14 protein-coding genes are annotated in these 17,121 nt (G+C 67.4%); 8 read left to right on the top strand and 6 right to left on the bottom strand.

The features are described 5' to 3' along the window. The first annotated feature begins 53 nt into the window (after window positions 1-53). On the top strand, window positions 54-2,282 hold the full coding sequence (locus EJL01_RS03905; RefSeq protein WP_125106334.1) for an Hsp70 family protein: 2,229 nt from the start codon (window positions 54-56) through the stop codon (window positions 2,280-2,282). Beyond that, window positions 2,282-3,730 carry a dynamin family protein gene (locus EJL01_RS03900; RefSeq protein WP_125106333.1) on the top strand — a complete coding sequence of 483 codons (1,449 nt, stop codon included), beginning with the start codon at window positions 2,282-2,284 and terminating at the stop codon, window positions 3,728-3,730. The genes EJL01_RS03905 and EJL01_RS03900 overlap by 1 nt, the downstream gene beginning before the upstream one ends. A 121-nt stretch (window positions 3,731-3,851) precedes the next feature. Here the strand turns inward: EJL01_RS03900 and EJL01_RS03895 are convergent, their stop codons facing one another. From EJL01_RS03895 to EJL01_RS03880, 4 genes are all read right to left on the bottom strand, one after another. Next, complete coding sequence (locus tag EJL01_RS03895) at window positions 3,852-4,757, bottom strand: hypothetical protein (RefSeq protein WP_125106332.1); 906 nt, start codon at window positions 4,755-4,757, stop codon at window positions 3,852-3,854. 108 nt (window positions 4,758-4,865) lie between these two features. Then, complete coding sequence (locus EJL01_RS03890) at window positions 4,866-5,348, bottom strand: hypothetical protein (RefSeq protein WP_125106331.1); 483 nt, start codon at window positions 5,346-5,348, stop codon at window positions 4,866-4,868. Window positions 5,349-5,462: 114 nt separating this feature from the next. Continuing rightward, window positions 5,463-6,530, bottom strand: a complete 1,068-nt coding sequence (locus EJL01_RS12930) for a hypothetical protein (RefSeq protein WP_164509706.1) — start codon at window positions 6,528-6,530, stop codon at window positions 5,463-5,465. 161 nt (window positions 6,531-6,691) lie between these two features. After that, window positions 6,692-7,540 (bottom strand): hypothetical protein, encoded by an 849-nt coding sequence (locus EJL01_RS03880; RefSeq protein WP_125106330.1) that lies wholly within the window; start codon window positions 7,538-7,540, stop codon window positions 6,692-6,694. 257 nt (window positions 7,541-7,797) lie between these two features. On the opposite strand from EJL01_RS03880, the gene EJL01_RS03875 reads away from it, so the two are divergent. The 5 genes from EJL01_RS03875 (at window position 7,798) to EJL01_RS03855 (ending at window position 13,869) form a co-directional block, all read left to right on the top strand. Next, window positions 7,798-8,340, top strand: a complete 543-nt coding sequence (locus EJL01_RS03875) for an RNA polymerase sigma factor (RefSeq protein WP_125106329.1) — start codon at window positions 7,798-7,800, stop codon at window positions 8,338-8,340. A gap of 99 nt (window positions 8,341-8,439) precedes the next feature. Then, window positions 8,440-9,090 carry a TetR/AcrR family transcriptional regulator gene (locus tag EJL01_RS03870; RefSeq protein ID WP_125106328.1) on the top strand — a complete coding sequence of 217 codons (651 nt, stop codon included), beginning with the start codon at window positions 8,440-8,442 and terminating at the stop codon, window positions 9,088-9,090. After that, window positions 9,087-10,670 carry an MDR family MFS transporter gene (locus EJL01_RS03865; RefSeq protein WP_125106327.1) on the top strand — a complete coding sequence of 528 codons (1,584 nt, stop codon included), beginning with the start codon at window positions 9,087-9,089 and terminating at the stop codon, window positions 10,668-10,670. Before EJL01_RS03870 ends, EJL01_RS03865 begins: the two co-directional genes overlap by 4 nt. Window positions 10,671-10,747: 77 nt before the next feature. Then, window positions 10,748-12,451, top strand: a complete 1,704-nt coding sequence (locus EJL01_RS03860) for a cation:proton antiporter (protein WP_125106326.1) — start codon at window positions 10,748-10,750, stop codon at window positions 12,449-12,451. Window positions 12,452-12,591: 140 nt separating this feature from the next. Then, window positions 12,592-13,869 carry an MFS transporter gene (locus EJL01_RS03855; protein WP_241209093.1) on the top strand — a complete coding sequence of 426 codons (1,278 nt, stop codon included), beginning with the start codon at window positions 12,592-12,594 and terminating at the stop codon, window positions 13,867-13,869. A 40-nt stretch (window positions 13,870-13,909) separates the two neighbouring features. Here the strand turns inward: EJL01_RS03855 and EJL01_RS03850 are convergent, their stop codons facing one another. After that, window positions 13,910-14,506 carry a helix-turn-helix domain-containing protein gene (locus EJL01_RS03850; RefSeq protein WP_125106324.1) on the bottom strand — a complete coding sequence of 199 codons (597 nt, stop codon included), beginning with the start codon at window positions 14,504-14,506 and terminating at the stop codon, window positions 13,910-13,912. A 70-nt stretch (window positions 14,507-14,576) separates the two neighbouring features. On the opposite strand from EJL01_RS03850, the gene EJL01_RS03845 reads away from it, so the two are divergent. Then, window positions 14,577-16,220 (top strand): FAD-dependent oxidoreductase, encoded by a 1,644-nt coding sequence (locus EJL01_RS03845; protein WP_125106323.1) that lies wholly within the window; start codon window positions 14,577-14,579, stop codon window positions 16,218-16,220. Here EJL01_RS03845 and EJL01_RS03840 read toward each other — a convergent pair. Then, window positions 16,217-17,074: a VOC family protein gene (locus tag EJL01_RS03840; protein ID WP_125106322.1), complete on the bottom strand. Its 858-nt coding sequence runs from the start codon at window positions 17,072-17,074 to the stop codon at window positions 16,217-16,219. The genes EJL01_RS03845 and EJL01_RS03840 overlap by 4 nt on opposite strands. Window positions 17,075-17,121: the final 47 nt, after the last annotated feature.

Raw genomic sequence — 17,121 nt, 5'->3', positions numbered from 1 at the left:
TTTCGTGGAGAACCCGCGCACGCACCCCCTCACCAGTAAAGGAAACCGCACAGATGGCTTGGCGACTCGCGATCGATTTCGGTACGTCAAACACGGCTGCGGCGATCCACACGAACGGCAACGTTCGTCCCGTCGCCCTGTCTGACGTCAGCATTTCGATGCCCTCGGCAATCGTGCTCACGCCGAACGGCTACCGCGTCGGCGACGAGGCGATTAACGCGCAGCTGCGCCACCCTGACGGATTCGAGCGCACGCCGAAGACGCTCATCGGACGCAGCGAGGTCGTGCTCGCCGGCAAGATCGTCGACCCCGAGGAAATCGCGCGCGAGATCTACAGCTACGTGCGGGCCGCGAGCCTGCGTCGCCAGAACAACGAGCCGCCGGCCGAGGTATGGCTGACCCACCCCGTCGCCTGGGCGCCCTCGCAGATCGAAACACTGCGTAGCGCCGCGGTGGCCGCGGGCTTCGCGCCCGAGAGCATCCGCACCGTGAATGAGCCGATCGCGGCCGCAGCGCATTACGCCCGCAACCACCAGGCGGCGCCCGGTTCGCGCGTCGCCGTGTTCGACTTCGGTGGCGGAACCCTCGACATCGCCGTGCTCGAGCGCGCGCCGCTCGAGCCCCAGGGCTACCGGGTGCTCGCGTACGGTGGCGACCCGGTGCTCGGTGGCCGCTCGTTCGATGCACGTCTGCTCGACTGGACCCTCGACACACTGTCGAACAGGGGAAGCGAGGAACTCGCGAAGCGCCTGCACCAGCCAAAAACGATGGCCGAGCTGCGCGCACAGACCTCGCTGAGCCGCGCCGTGACGGCCGCGAAGACCGAACTCTCGACCCGCCCCGACGCCGACATTGCGGTGAGCCTCGGCGACGAGGATGCCGTGGTGACGATCACGCGCCAGGAGTATGAGACGCTCATCGCCGAAGACCTCGACCGGGCTGGCAAGCTGCTCAAGGAAGTCTTCGACACCGTCTCGGGCCCGGGCGCCGAGGTGATGTACCTCACGGGTGGCTCATCGCGCACGCCCGCGATTAGCGAGATGATTCGCGAGCGCACCGGCATTCGCATTGCCACGCTTGACGACCCGAAGCTCGTCGTCGCCGAGGGGGCCCTCTACGTTGCCCCGCTCGGTTCGACCCGGCCCGCGCAGGCGCCAGGCTCGGTGCCCCCGACCGGCCACTTCCCGCCCGCGCCGAGCGCCGCGGCCGGCCCGACGGGCCCGCAGGGTCAGCGGCCGAACGAAACCGCCGTGCAGCCGTCGGTGCCGCCGCAAACGAGCAGCATTCCGCGCCAGCAGCAGGGCAATCAGCAGCAGCCGACGCACCAATACAACACGCAGCAGTTCAACAGCAGCCAGCAGCAGTACGGCGCTCCGCAGCAGCAGCAGCCGAACTCGGGCGCTCCGAATTACGGGCAGAACACGTCGTCGACGCCGACGCGCAGCTTCGGCAGCCTTGACTCGTCGCAGACCGGGCGCGGCCCCGGCGGTGGCGATCGACAGGACGCAAACTCCTCCGCCCCGCCGTACGGTGCGTATGCGTCCTCGAACAGCGGAGGCTCCGGCTACGGCGGCGGCTACACGCCGAGTGCGCAGGCCGCCTACGGCTCCGGCCCCGACGCGAACTCGGGCGGCCAGCCGAAGAAGACGCGCCGCGGACTGCTCATCTCGGTCATCGCCGTGATCGCCGTCATTGTCATCGGGGGTGGCATCTGGGGCGGCATTGCGCTCTTCGGCAACCAGAATGCCGAGCCCGCAGAAGAGGCCCTCTCGCCGGAGGTTCCCTCGGGCGAAATCGAGTGCTGGGACGGCTCGACCGTCTCCGGGCAGGAAAACTGTGCTGAGCTCACCGGCACCCAGGGGCTCGAATGGGTCGTCAAGGTCGACGGTGCGAGCTGCACTGACGCCGATCTCGGAGTGAAATCGACGATCGACTGCACCTGGTACGACCGCTCGAACACGCACCTCTACGTCATGGAGTTCGACAGCTACGACCAGGCCCTCGAGTACGGCCAGACGTCGTACGACACCGACACCGATTGGAAGATCGGCGACGAGGTCGCAGGCACGCAGTTCGAGGGCGAGTACACCGACGCTGGTGGGGGCTACTCGCACTACTACGTCTACGAAGACCAGCCCTACGGAGTCTTCATCACCCTCGGTAACGACGACAGCGGCAACCACGACAACCTCTCGGACATCCAGGGTCGCTTCACGCCGAAGCCCCTCGCCGACGTTGCGTACGCCGTCGCGACGACCGACCGCACGTCTTCAAGCAACTAATGAGCACATGGGCTACCGTCACCGAACTCATGCGTCGGGCCGTGCTCGACGTGTGCGACGCGTTTGACCAAGTTGACCGGCGCGGCACCGCGAGGGTGACCGACAGTGTTCGGCGGCAGCTCAACGAGACGATTCGCCTCGCGGTCGTCGGCCGCGTCAAGGCGGGTAAGTCGACACTCGTGAACGCGCTCGTCGGTCGCGTGGTGGCGCCGACGGGGGCAACCGAGTGCACGCGCATTTCGACGCACTACACCTTCGGCGGTCCCGAACGCGGCCTCGTCATCACGCGCGACGGCCAGCAGGTGCCGTTCGACCTCGACCACGGCTGCCTGCCCGAGCGGCTGCCGGTGCCGATCGAACACATCGCGCACGCGGTCGTGTTCCTGCAATCCGAGGTGCTGCGCGACCTCACGCTTATCGACACCCCGGGTCTGTCGACCACCACCACCGAGCTCGAGGATGCGGCGCGGCGTACCGTGCTCGGCCACGAGAGCGTGCAGCAGGCCGACGCGCTCATCTACGTGTTCCACGACATGATGCTGCGCGACGACACCGACTTCCTGCACGAGTGGCGCTCGATCACCGACACCCCGGCCGAGTCGGCCTCGCGGGCGATCGGTGTGCTGAGCCACGCCGACACCTTCGGCGGCACGCCCTGGGGCAACCAAGACCCGATCGAGCTCGCGCGCACCGGCGCTGAGAAGTTCTCGCGTCAGCACGGCGCTCACCTCGGCACGGTCATCGCCGTGGCGGGCAACATGGCGCAGGCCGCGCGCGCCGGGCTCGTGCGCGAGCACGACGCCGGCACGCTCTCGCAGCTCGCAAACGTTGACGACCTCGACCTCGAGCTGCGCGACCCGAGCGGCGAAGGCGTCGTCGGCCCGGGCATCCCGGGCGCCGAGATCTCGCGCTTGGCCGATCTCATCGGCGAGTATGGCATACGGCACGGCCGCAACGAGGCGCGTCGCGGCGCACGAGCCATGAGTGACTGGCTGGTGCAGGCTTCCGGTATCGACGACCTGCGCCGCGCCCTCGCGAACCGCTACGTGGGCCGCTACGCCCACGTCAAGGCGCGTCGTGCGCTCGACGCCCTCGACCGGCTCGCCTGGTCGAACGGTGCGCCGCCGCCGCTGCGCGCGATCGTGGCCGAGGCGCGCCTGCGGGCCGAACTGCATCCGCTCGCCGAGCTGGACGCGCTCGAGCGCCTCGCCGCCATTGAACCGAACCACCCGCTCGTCGGGATGCTCGACCGCCAGCTCTCGGCGCGCAACGACGCCGAGCGCCTCGCCATGCCGGCGCAGAGCTCGCCGATGCAGCTGCGCGAGCAGGCGCTGAGCTGGAGTGTTGAAGCGCGCCGCGCGGCCGTCGTCGAGCCGTACCCGGAGCGGCAGAACGCCTACCAGATCCTCGACCGCTCGTTCACGCTCATGGCCGTACGCCAGGGCTGAGCCAACTGCGGTACGCACCGGCGCATCCGCTGCCCACCGGTTCGTCTGCCGTGTGCGCAACGAAGATCCCCGCCAGGCTGGTGCCTGGCGGGGATCTTCGCTGTAGGGAGTGGCTCGAGGCCTAGTAGACGGTGTCGATGATGCCGTCGCCGTCGGTGTCGAAGCTCTCGATCACGCCGTCGCCGTCGGTGTCCTCGCCGTAGAGGTCGTAGACGCCGTCGCCGTCGGTGTCCGAGGCCATAACGTCGACGACGCCGTCGCCGTTCGTGTCGGCGCCGTAGGTCTCTTCGTAGCCGTCGCCGTCGAGGTCGTAGTAGCCGTCGCTCGAGGTCGACGTCGAGGTCTCGGTCTCGGTGCCCGAGGTGTCGGTGGTCGAGGTCTCGTTCGAGACCGAGTCGGTCTCGGTGCCGGAGCTGGTGCCGTCGGCGCTCGAGGTCGAGTCGAGCACGCCGTCGCCGTCGGTGTCCTCGGCGTAGGTCTCGAACGAGCCGTCGCCGTCGGTGTCGATGACCGCCGTGTCGATGTAGCCGTCGCCGTTGGTGTCGGTGCCGAAGGTCTCTTCGTAGCCGTCGCCGTCGAGGTCGAAGTACGCCGAATCGTTCACGCCGTCGCCGTCGGTGTCGTACTGCGCGTCGGTGTAGCCGGAGCCGCCCGAGTAGCCCGAACCGGTGTCGGTCGTCGTGTCGGTGGTGGTGTCGGTGACCGTGTCGGTCTCGGTCTCGGTGGTGGTGTCGCTCGGGGCGACCGGCTCGGTGCCGTCGAGGGTGGTGACGTCGTCGGCGAGGCCGTCGCCGTCGGTGTCGACCAGCTGCGTGTCCGCGGCGCCGTCGCCGTCGGTGTCAAGCAGGGTGGTCTCGGCGTAGCCGTCGCCGTCGAGGTCGGAGACCGACATGTCGATGTCGCCGTCCTGGTCGCTGTCGATCACGACCGACTCGGCGTAGCCGTCGCCGTCGGTGTCAACTGCCTGAGCGTCGGTGATGCCGTCCTGGTTGAGGTCGATGCTCTCGTTGGGCTGGTAGTTGCTCATGTCTGCTTTCCCTTGTTTGTGCTTGCTGCTGGGGGACGTAGATTGGATGCGGTTGGGCGGTTGAAAGTTCCCGTGGCGAAAACTTATTTGGCCACGTTGGGGATGTGCCTAGAGTCCGAGGTCGCCGAGGTCGATGTCGTCGCCCCCGAGCGCGTCGTCGTGGGCATAGTCGGTGGTCGAGTCGTAGGCGTCGTAGTCGGAGTCGGCGGACTCGCCGGCGCCCGTGAGGGAGTCGGTGGGGTCGGCGTCGACGAAGGTGTCGTCGACGTGGTCGTTGCCGACCTGGCCGTCGGTGGCGCTCGCGTCGTCGGCCTGCGTGTCGTCAGCTGCTTCGGCCTCGGGCTGCGTGTCGTCGGCGTCGAGGTCGTCAATCGCGTCGAGATCAATCGAGCCGTCGTCTGCGGTGTCGCTCTCGCCGGCCACCGCGTCGGGGGTCGTGCCATCCTCCGTGACGGAGTCAAACATGTCGACGAGGTAGTCAGCGAAGCCCGGAGGGGCGCTGAACGTCGACGAGAGCATGCTGTCCCACTGCGCGTCGCTGACGGCGGGGACATCGCCGAGGAGTGACTCTTCTTGTGGTTCATTCACCATGATCGGATCCTTCGATTACAAATGTCGCGTTACGTATGAGATGCGCGGGGCGGGAGAAAAGTTCCCGCCCCGCGCAGAATTTTTATGCGAGATTTTTGTCGAGCCGCGTTCGCGCTAGAACGAGACCTCGGTCTCGGCGTAGCCGTCGCCATCGGCGTCGGTCGCCGCGCTGTCGAGGTAGCCGTCGCCGTCGGTGTCCATGATGACCGTGTCGACCACGCCGTCGGCGTCGGTGTCGACGTAGACGGTCTCGGCAATGCCGTCGCCGTCGAAGTCACTGCCGATACCGTCGATCACGCCGTCGCCGTCGACGTCGACGTAGGTCGACTCGTTGACGCCGTCGCCGTCGAGGTCGAGCTGGGCGCCGGTGGTGGGGGCCGCGTAGCTCGTGTTCTGCGCCTCGGCGCCATTGGCGCTCTCGGTGACGTCGGCGAGGCCGTCGCCGTCGGTGTCGTAGTCGACGGTGTCAATCTTGCCGTCGCCGTCGGTGTCGTAGGCCCAGACGTCGGTCACGCCGTCGCCGTTCGTGTCGATCTCGGCGTAGTCGTAGTTGCCGTCGCGGTCGGTGTCGATGACCTGGGTGTCGGCGTAGCCGTCGCCGTCCGCGTCGATGATCATCTCGTTCGCGACGCTGTCACCGTTGTTGTCGTAGGTGGTGGTGTCGACGTAGCCGTCGCCGTCGACGTCGTATTCGGTCGCGTCGATGACACCGTCACCGTCGACGTCGTACTGCACCGAGGAGGCGTAGCCGGTGACCTCGGGGTTGATCAGGTCGGTGGGGTCTTCGGTGTAGCTCGTGTCCGTTGACTCGGTCGTGTCGGTCGAGTCCGGGCTCGCGGGGATCGGCTCCGACTCACTCGAGTCGGTCGAGCTGTCGCTCGAGTACTCGTCGGTCGTGTCGTTGCCGGACCAGTTCTCGTCGGGAACGCCATCGCCATCGGTGTCGGTCACGATCGAGTCGGGGGTACCGTCGCCGTCGGTGTCGATGTAGGTCGACTCGGCGTAGCCGTCTCCGTCTTCGTCGACGTTGTAGACGTTGCCGAGGCCGTCACCGTCGGTGTCGACGTACTGGCTGGTGCCGTCCGACGAGTAGTTGCTGTACTCGTCGGCGTTGCCGGTCGTCGTGTCAGTGGTGGGGTCCTGGGCGCCGTCGGAGTGCTGGATGCCGTTCGTGTTGCTCATGATCCTCGTCCTTTGTTGGTGGTGTGGGCTGCGATCGGTTATTGGATGCGGCTGGGGCCGGTAAAGTTCCCGGCCCGAGCATCCTCGTTAACTAAATCTTGGGGGATGGGCATGAACGGCGGAAGGGCCCGACCGCAACGCGGTCGGGCCCAATCGTCGAGTTACATGTCGACCGGGGTGTCGGCAACGCCGTCGCCGTCGGTGTCGATGGAGTACTCGTCGGCAACACCATCGCCATCGGTGTCGTGGCCGAAGGTGTCGTACACGCCGTCGCCATCGCTGTCATAGGCGATGTCCTCGGCAAGGCCGTCGCCGTCGAGGTCGGTCATGAGACCGTCGATCTCGCCGTCGCCGTCGATGTCGACCTCGGCGCTGTCGGCGTCGCCGTCGCCGTCGCTGTCGACCGTCGCCTCGCCCTCGAGGTACTGCGAGTCGGAGTAGTCGACGCTGTCGGTGTCGATCGTGCCGTCGTCCTCGGCGGTGTCGCCGCCCTGGCCATCCTCGCTGCCGGGGATGTCCTCGGCACCGGTCTCGTCGGCCGGGGCGTCGGGCTCGGCGGGAGTTTCGCCTTCGGGTGCAGTGTTGCTCTCGTCGACGTCGGCGTTTGGCGTGACGTTCGGGGCGGGCGCCTCACCGTCGGCCATCGAGTAGTACTCGTCGGCGTAGCTGTCGCCGTCGGTGTCGACGTGCGCTTCGTCGAGCACACCGTCGCCGTCGGTGTCGTACATCGTGGTGTCGATGATGCCGTCGCCGTCGGTGTCGACATCGGCGTAGTCGATCACGCCGTCGCCGTCGGTGTCGATGAAGCGGGCGTCAATGTAGCCGTCGCCATCGGTGTCCGAGTAGATGTCGTCGATCTTGCCGTCGGCATTCGTGTCGTAGTGCGTTTCGTCGACCTCTCCCTGGTCGTAGACGTCGTACTCGACGGTCTCGACGTTGCCGTCCCCGTCGGTGTCGTAGCCGGTCTGGCTCGCGTAGCCGTTGGTCGCTTCGGGTCCGTTGGTAGTCATTGGGTTCTCCCTGTATCTGGCGTGCAGAACGAAGATTGGATGTGCCGGATGCGCGGAAAGTTCCCACGGCAATAAGAACATCATGAAGAACTTCGCCTGACCGTCGCATCCGACTTTGGATGAATCCCCGCGTACGCCTGGCGGGTGCGGAGACTCTCGTTAGCATGTGACGGCTACGATCGAACAATTACGCGTCGCGGCCGACCGATCGGCACCGCGATGGATCCGGGGGAATCGACGTAAAGGAAGACGTAATCTTGGCCGCATCCGCCACCGAAGCCGCCCTGCTTGCAAAGGCGAAGCAGGGCGACCGTGCCGCGTTCAGCGCGCTGCTGCACCCGTACCGCGACCGGCTCTTCGCCGTGTGCGTGCGCACGATCGGCAATCGGGCAGACGCCGAGGACGCGCTGCAGGATGCGATGATCGCGATCTGGCAGAACCTGCCGAAGTTCCGCGGCGAGGCATCGATCAGCACGTGGGCATTCCGCATCGCGACGAACGCGGCGCTCGCGCTCGTGCGCAAGCGACGCGAGATTACGGTCGATGACGAGGCCGAGTTCGTATTCGAGGGCGACGGCGGGCCGGACTTCGCCGAGGACCACGCCGTGCGCGACCGGGTGCAGCAGGCGATCAGCACCCTCGGTGAGGATTTCCGAGTGGCGCTCGTGCTGCGCGAGTTCGGTGACTACACCTACGAGCAGATCGCCGAGTACCAGCAGGTGCCGGTGCAGACGGTTCGCTCGCGGCTCAATCGCGCCCGCAAGCAGCTCAAGGAGGCCCTGCTCGCGCAGGAACTCTAGCAGCTCGGCGCAGTCACAACTCCCCATCACGTCTCGTGGTGGGGAGTTTGTTGTGCGTGCTGCTTGCGATCAAGGTGCATCAGTGCATAAGATGCACGGGTGCAAAATTCAATTTCGACTGATCAGGTCACTGAGTGTGCACCGGCACCCGGGCTTCGGGAGCGCCAGCGGCAGGAGTCGCTGAAGCAGATCCACGAGGCCGCGCGCGATCTCGTTGAGGCGAATGGCTTCGCCGCGACGACGATCGCGGCCATCGCGGAGCGTGCCGGCGTGTCTCGGCGCACGCTGTTCAACTACTACGCAACCAAAGAGGATGCGGTGCTCGGCCTGGCCGAGACGATCATCTCCGCCGAGGCGATCGACGAGTTCTTTGAGAATCGCGAGAGCGGCGATCGGCTCGCCCGCATCGTCGTCCTCCTCGCCCGCACCACGCTGAACATGCGACAGAGCGGCACGAGCCGTCAGGAACTCCACCGCCTCGCCACGGAGTACCCGGAGCTGCGCGAGCGCATGCACCAGCGATTCCAAGAGATCCAAGACAAAGTCGCTGAGCTTGCCATCGACAAGCTCGAGGAGACCGGCGAGGGCGAGGGCGAGACGCCCGCGCTCGCCGAGGCAGTGATCACCCTCGCGGGCGCGGTGCTGAAGTACAGCTTCCGCCGCAACCCCGACATCTTCGATAACCCAACGCGCGAGGCCTTCGAGCCCACCATTCGCGCCTTCCGAGCCGCATTGAAAGAAGTGGAATGACCAAGACGTTCCCAACCGCGGGCGCACTCCCGCAGGCTCAGCCCGAGAAACAGCAGAGCATCGTCATGCTGTTCGTCGGCCTGCTCGTCGCCATGCTCATGTCTGCCCTCGGGCAGACGGTGCTCTCGACCGCACTGCCGACGATCGTCGGCGAACTCAACGGCGCCGACCACATGGCGTGGGTCGTGACCGCATTCATCCTCGCCAGCACCGTCGTGATGCCGATCTACGGCCGCATCAGTGACATCTTCGGCCGCAAGGCCATCCTCGTCGTCGCGATTGCCCTCTTCATGATCGGCTCGGTCATCGGTGGTCTCGCGCAAGACATGGAGTGGCTCATCATCGCCCGCGTGATTCAGGGCCTGGGCGGCGGTGGCCTCATGATCCTCTCGCAGGCAGCCATGGCCGACGTCATCCCCGCCCGCGAGCGTGGCAAGTACATGGGCATCTTCGGCGCCGTGTTCGCCGTCTGTTCGGTGGCCGGCCCGCTGGTCGGCGGCTGGCTCACTGACGGACCAGGCTGGCGCTGGGCGTTCTGGATGAACATCCCGCTCGCCGTGCTCGCGATCATTGCCGTGCTGCTCTTCCTCCACCCGCACAAGCGCGAGCGCGACATCCCGCGCATCGACTACCTCGGCATGGCGCTCATCGCCGCCGCGACCACGGCCATCGTGCTCGTTTGCACCTGGGGTGGCACCACCTACGAATGGAACTCACCCACGATCATCGGCCTCATCGCCGGCGCCGTCGTGGCGGTCGTTGCCTTTGCCCTCGTCGAGCGCAAGGCCGAGAGCCCCGTTCTGCCGGGCTACCTGTTCAAGAACCGCAACTTCCTGCTCACCACCGGCGCCAGCCTCGCGGTTGGCATCGCGATGTTCGGCACGCTCGGCTACATGCCGACCTACATTCAGATGGTCACCGGCGTGACGGCGAGCGAGGCCGGCCTGCTCATGACGCCGATGATGGGCTCGCTGCTCGTCACCTCGATCGTCTCGGGCCAGGTCGTCTCGCGCACGGGCCGCTACAAGGCGTTCCCGCTCGTCGGCCTCGTGATCCTCTCGATTGGCCTCGCGCTGCTGTCGACGCTCGCCGTCGACTCGCCGATCTGGGTGATGTGCGCCTATCTCGCGGTGATGGGCATCGGCATCGGTTTCAGCATGCAGATCCTCACGCTCGTCGTGCAGAACGAGTTCCCCGGCCGCGTGGTTGGCACGGCGACCGCCGCCAACAACTACTTCCGTCAGGTCGGCGCGACCATCGGCTCGGCCGTCGTCGGTTCGTTCTTCTCGTCACGGCTCGTTGACCTGCTCACCGAGAAGATGTCGCAGTTGCCCTCGGGTTCGGGCAGTGACCTCGGCGCGACCTCGCTCACGCCCGCCGTGGTGAACGGCCTGCCGGATGCGGTGCGCCAACCGATCATCGAGGCGTACAACGAGGCGCTCCTGCCGATTCTGCTCTACATCGTGCCGCTCGTTCTCGTCGGGCTCGTGCTCGTCTTCTTCGTCAAGGAGAAGAACCTCGCGACGACCGTGGCGAACGAGGAGGCAGAAACCAGCGAATCCGCGGGTGTGACCGAATAATGTTCCAAACGGCGGGGACGACGGAGCGCTTCCGACGTCCCCGCCGAGCCGTTTCCAGAGATAAATAGGAACGAGCAGTGCTCCAAACCGAACTAGTTGTCGTCATTGGCGTGCTCGTCATCGTGCTCGGCTCGGTGTTCGCGTCGCGGCTCGGGGTTGCCGTGCCGATCATCGTGGCGCTGCTCGGCCTCGGCGTGAGCTTCCTGCCCGGCATGGAGAACTTCGAGGTCGAGCCCGAGCTCATCCTCGCCGTCGTGCTCCCGCCGATCCTCTATGGCGCCGCGGTGAACATGCCGACGACCGACTTTCGGCGCAACTTCGGCACCATCTCTGCCCTCTCGGTCGTCCTGGTGATCGTTTCCGCGTTCGGCGCGGGCGCGCTCATCTATCTCGTGTTCCCGAACCTCTCGTTCGCTTCGGCGGTTGCCGTCGGCGCCGTGATCAGCCCGCCCGACGCCGTCGCGGCGACGTCGATCGGGAAGAAGCTCGGCCTGCCGACCCGCCTCGTGACCATCCTCGAGGGGGAGGGGCTCGTCAACGACGCGACCGCCCTCGTGCTGCTGCGCTCGGCGATCGCCGCGATCGGCAGCACCTTCTCGGCCTGGGATGCGGTGGTCGACTTCGGCTACGCCGTCATCGTCGTCATCGTGATCGGCGCCGTCGTCGGGCTGCTGACCACCTACTTCCGCTCGAAGATCAGCCAGGTGCAGCTCACGACGGCCGTGTCGTTTGTCGTACCCTTCCTCGCTTACCTGCCAGCCGAGGAACTCAACGCCTCGGGCGTGCTTTCGGTCGTGACGGCCGGCCTCGTCACTGGCGCGTTGGGCCCGCGCAAGCTCAGTGCGGAAGACCGAGTATCCGAGCGCACGAACTGGCGCACCATTCAGCTGCTGCTTGAGAACGGCGTGTTCTTGCTCATGGGCCTGCAGCTCACGCACATCCTCGAGGGCGTCGACTCGGCCGACTTCGGCGTGGCTGCCACCATCGGCATTGGCCTCATGGCCACTGTCGCGCTGATCTTGCTCCGGGCGGTGTTTATGGTGCCCCTCGTGTACTGGCTGGGGCAAAACCAGGCGAAGCACCAAGACCGAATAACCGCCTACAAACGGGTGATTTCGACCATTGACGACCCCGAGCGTACGTTGCACGCGACCTCGCCGCGCATCGAGCGGGCGATTCGACATCGGGTCGCCGACGCAAAGTTCTACGTCAACGAGGGGCTGGACTGGCGGGGCGGGGCGGTGCTCGCGTGGTCGGGGATGCGCGGCGTCGTCACGCTCGCGGCCGCCCAGAACCTGCCGGTTGACATCCCGTACCGACCGCAGCTCGTGCTCATCGCCTTCACCGTCGCCATCGTGACCCTCGTGCTGCAGGGTGGCACGCTGCCCCTGCTCATCCGGCTGCTCGGCGTGCGGGGGACGCCGGAGGAAGAACTCGCGCGAGAGCGCATCCGGCTGCTGCGCGAGCTCGCGGCCGCGACCAACGACGCGCTGCGCAGCCCCGAGCTGCGCCGCCCGGACGGCTCGAAGTTCGACGAAAAGATCCTCCAGAGCATCCTCGACCGCAACACCATGATGCTCGAACAGGGCGATGCGCAGCTGCTCGAGCACACCCGAGCGGACGGGGTGCGGGCGCAGCACGCGGAGCTGCAGCGCATCGTGCTCACGACCGAGCACGCCGCGCTGATCGAAGCTCGTTCGTCAGGCACCTACCGCTCTGCATCGATCGAGAGCGCGCAGGCCGTCATTGACAACGGCACCATGCAACTCGGCCAGGGGTAGTCGGCTGGGCGAGCGGCGCCCGTGCGCGCCCAGCGAACCTCCAGGTCTGTTTCGTACCGCGATTTCGTCGTAGTCTTGGCACCTGGCGCAACGAGGCTCCACGTCCGTTCAAACCGTGGGAAGGTCTCGAGATGCCTCAGATGTCGAAGGCGCGCACACTGCTGGCGCTGTTCGCGATCGCTCTGGGTGGGTTCGCCATCGGCACCACCGAGTTCAGCACGATGGGTGTGCTGCCGCAGATTGCTGCCGACCTCGTGCCGGCGTTCGAGAGCCACCGCGAGCAGGCGATCGCCGACGCCGGCTGGCTCGTGACGGCGTATGCCCTCGGTGTGGTCGTGGGAGCGCCGACGATCGCCGTGTTCGGCTCGCGCATGTCGCAGAGCCGCCTCGCGATGCTGCTGCTCGCGGCGCTCGCGATCACCAACGCGCTCTCGTCGCTGACTCCCGACTTCGCGATGACCGCGATCGCCCGCTTCCTGTCCGGCCTGCCGCACGGCGCCTACTTCGGCGTCGCGTCGCTGCTCGCCGCCCGCATCATGGGGCCGGGCAAGCAGGGGCTCGGCATCTCGATCGCCCTCTCGGGCCTGACGATCGCGAACATCTTTGGCGTGCCGCTCGGCACCTGGCTCGGCCAGACCGCAGGCTGGCGATGGGCCTACGTCGCCGTCGCGGGCATCTTTGCTCTGTCGCTGCTGCTTGCCTGGCTGAGCCTGCCGCGCCTTGCCGGCACGCCTGAGCGCAACCCCAAGGACGAGCTGCGTGCGTACACGCGTTGGCCATTCCTGCTCATGATCCTCATCGGCGCGATCGGCTTCGCCGGCTTCTTTGCCGTGTACTCCTACATCGCCGACATCGCGGTGCTTGGCGTCGGCCTCGAAGCGTCGCAGGTACCGTGGCTGCTCGCCATGGTCGGCGTCGGCATGACCATTGGCAACTTCGTCGGTGGCTGGCTCAGCGATCGCTTCCCGCGCGGCAGCATCGTCGCTGGCTTCATCGCCCTGCTGACGATGTTCGCACTGTTCTCAACCCTCGCGACGACGCCCGTGCTGCTCTTCGTGCTCATGCCGCTCGTTGCAGGCACCTCGTCGACACTCACGCCGTCGGTGCAGTCGCGGCTCATCGCGCTCGCCGGTGATGCCCCGCTCATCGGCGCGGCGACGAATCACGCGGCCTTCAATATTGGCAACAGCATCGGTGCGTGGGGTGGCGGGCTCGTTATCGCCCAGGGGCTCGGCTACTTCGCGCCGGGCTGGGTCGGCTTCACGCTCGCGAGCGTCGGGTTCGTGCTCGTGCTGTTCAGCCTCGCCGGTGACCGTCGCCAGGGTGCTGGCGCTTCCACCTCGGTGACCGAGGAGGAGCGGGCGGCTCGGGATCGCGCGCTCGCGGCCTCGGGCACCGGGCCGATCCGCACCGGTTAAGGCTCATTCGGCGCAGCGTCGGCGGCCGTGGCGAGCTGAACTAGCTCTCGGTCGCGGACTTGCCGGCGCTGGGGGCCGCGCCCGCTTCGCCGAGCCGGGTGTGCATCCGCTCGCCCGATTGGTTGAAAATGCTGAGCACCGTTGCGGGATCGCCTCCGGCCGCCGACATCGCGTGCGGCGTGCGCGTGTCGAACTCGGCCGCTTCGCCGGGGGAGAGCTCGAGATCGTGCTCGCCGACGCGCAGGCGCAGCTTGCCGGTCAGGACATAGCACCACTCGTAGCCGTCGTGCATGCGGAGCTGGGGGAGTTCCGCGGTTGCCGGGTACGTGACGCGGAATGTCTGCACCGGCGAATCTTCGGGTGTCAGGGGCGTGATGCGCATGCCGCTGCGCTCCTCGGTGTCGCGGCGCACGCGCGGGTCGGGCGCGGTGGGATGCACGAGGTCGTCGAGCCGGATGCCGAGGCGGCGGCTGATCGGGATCAGCAGTTCGAGGTTCGCTTGGCGTTTGCCTGACTCGAGGCGCGAGAGCGTGCTCGTCGACATGTCGGCGGCCGCGGCCAGCTCGGCGAGAGTCATGCCTCGGGCCTGGCGGGCGGCCCGAATCCGGGCACCGAGGAGTTCGAGATCGGCGTGCATGCGATGCTCCTAACTTGCTATTTCTGCAAACTGGATTGCAAGAATAACAAGTTCGGCGCAACCTTGAATCATGCAGACTTCAAAGTGGGACGCAATCATCATCGGGTCGGGGCCGGCTGGCCTCGCGGCGGCACAGCTGCTGGGGCGCTCGCGCCGCCGCACGCTCGTGCTCGATTCGGGCAGTGGGCGTAATCGCTTCGCCGAGCACATGCACGGCGTCGTTGGCTTCGACGGTGCCGAGCCCGCCGCGCTGCGCGTTCGGGGTCGCGACGAGGCCGCCGCTTACGGCGTCGAGTTCCGCTCGGCCGAGGTTGCCACGGTGCGCGATCGTGGCGATGCCCTCGAGGTCGTGACCCGCGACGCATCGGTGCGTACCCGGTCGCTCGTTGTGGCGACCGGGCTCACCGACGTGCTGCCGAACGTGCCCGGTCTGCGCGAGCGCTGGGGGCTGTCAGTGCTGCACTGCCCGTACTGCCACGGCTATGAGGTGCGCGACCAGCGTCTCGGCGTGCTCGTGACGAGCGAGGCGGCGCTGCATCAAGCCCAACTGGTGCGTCAACTGAGCGAACGCGTGACGGTGTTCGTCGGCGGCGCACGCGACGCGGCGGGGGAGCTCGTGGTGCCTGCGGTCTCGTTACCTGATGAGGTCGCGCATCGCCTGCGCGCGCGTGGCGTCGAGGTCGTCGCCGACGCCGCGGTTGTGGCGTTCTCGGGTGACGAGCTGGCGCTCGAGCAGATTCAGCTCGAGGACGGCCGTTCGATCGACGTCGACGCGGTGTTCGCCGCCGGTGCGGTCGTGCCGCACGATGGCATGCTCGCCGGGCTCGAACTCGTGCGTGACGAGACGCCGTTCGGCTCGGTCATCAAGGTCGACCAGGCCGGACTCACCAGCCACCCGCGCGTGTGGGCGACCGGCAACGTCGTCACCCCGATGGCGAACGTGCCGATGTCGCTCGGCAGCGGCACCATGACCGGCGCGATCGTGAACTGGTTCCTCGTCGAGGAGGATGGCGAACGCGCCGTCGCCGCCGAGTACTGGGAGGCGAAGTACGGCGGCGAGCGCGTCTGGTCGGGGCGCGTCAACCGTGTGCTTGAGGACGTCGCGGCCACGCTGCCAGCGGGACGCGCGCTCGACCTCGGCTGCGGCGAGGGCGCGGATGTGCTATGGCTCGCAGCCTGTGGCTGGGATGCGACGGGCATCGATCTCTCGTCGAGCGCGGTGGCGCGGGCGCAGGCCGCGGCGGCCGAGGCCGGGGTGAGCGGTGCCACGTTCATCGCCGCTGATGTTGGCGATGCGCTCGAGCAGCTGTCGGGCCAGGAGTTCGATCTCGTGACCGCGAGCTTCTTCCAGTCGCCCGTCGCGCTCGCCCGCACGGCCGTGCTGCGGACCGCTGCCGAGCGCATCCGCCCCGGGGGCCGACTGTTGTTGACCTCGCACGCCGCGCCGCCCGCCTGGGCTGCCGAGCGTGCCGGTGCCGGGCATGGTGGGGCTGGCGCTGGCGCTGGCGCTGGCGCTGGCGCTGGAGCCGGGCACGGGCCGGGCCACTTCATTCAGCCCGACGACGAACTCGCGGCGCTCGATCTCGACCCCTCGGGCTGGGAGGTCGAGGTGGCCGAGCGGCGCCCGCGCGAGATTGCCGCGCCCGACGGCACGCCGTCGACGATCGATGACTCGGTCCTCATGCTGCGGCGCCGCGGTGGCGAGACGGCCTAGGCTGCGACGGTGACGCGCACCTGGTTTGCCCAGGGGTCGTCGAAGGTGACCGAGCGGCCGTCGTTGCGTGCATCGACGCCGTAGTGGCGCATCCGCTCGGTCAATGTGCCGACCTCGTCGAGCGTCGGCACGACGATATCGACCTCACCGAGCCCGAGTGTCGGCTGGCGGCGGCCGGCACCGCGGCTGTTCCAGATGTTCATCGCCATGTGGTGGTGGTAGCCGCCGGCGCTGACGAAGAGGGCCGCGCCGCGGAAGTCGTTGGTCGTGTCGAAGCCGAGCTGGTTGACGTAGAACTCGCGGGCCGACTCGAGGTCGCCGACGCTGAGGTGCACGTGGCCGACGGTGGCGTCGCCGACGTTCGGCGCCGCCACGGTTGCCGCGGTGAGGTGTTCGCGGAGGTAGGCGTTGGGGTCGAGAACGAGGGTGTCCATCTCGACCTGGCCGTGGACCCATGACCACTCGGTGCGGTCGCGGTCCCAGTAGAGCTCGACGCCGTTGCCCTCGGGGTCGTCGAAGTAAAACGCGCGACTCACGAGGTGGTCGGCGCTGCCGGTGAACTGGCCGGGGTACTGCTGTGCGGTCGAGTAGACGGATGCTGCGAGCGCGGCCTCGGTGTCGAACAGGATGGCCGTGTGGAAGAGCCCGGCCTGGTGTGGCGCGGCGTGCTTCAACGCAGGGGAGTGCTTGAGCATCACGAGGGTCTTGGCGCCGCGACCGAGGTAGGCGGTGTCGCCCTCCTGTGCGAGGAGGTCGAGCGCGACGCCGTCGCGGTAAAAGCGGATCATCGCGTCGAGGTCGACGAACAGCGTGACGGCACCCATGGTGGTATCGGCGGCAAGTTTCTCGTTCATAACACCCCAAACACTTGCAGTTACAACTATCCAAGTCAATCCCGAAT

Source organism: Gulosibacter massiliensis (assembly GCF_900626105.1).
GTDB classification, from domain to species: domain Bacteria; phylum Actinomycetota; class Actinomycetes; order Actinomycetales; family Microbacteriaceae; genus Gulosibacter; species Gulosibacter sediminis.
Note: the sequence above shows the minus strand (reverse complement) of the source record. Positions and strands in the feature narration are given on the sequence as shown.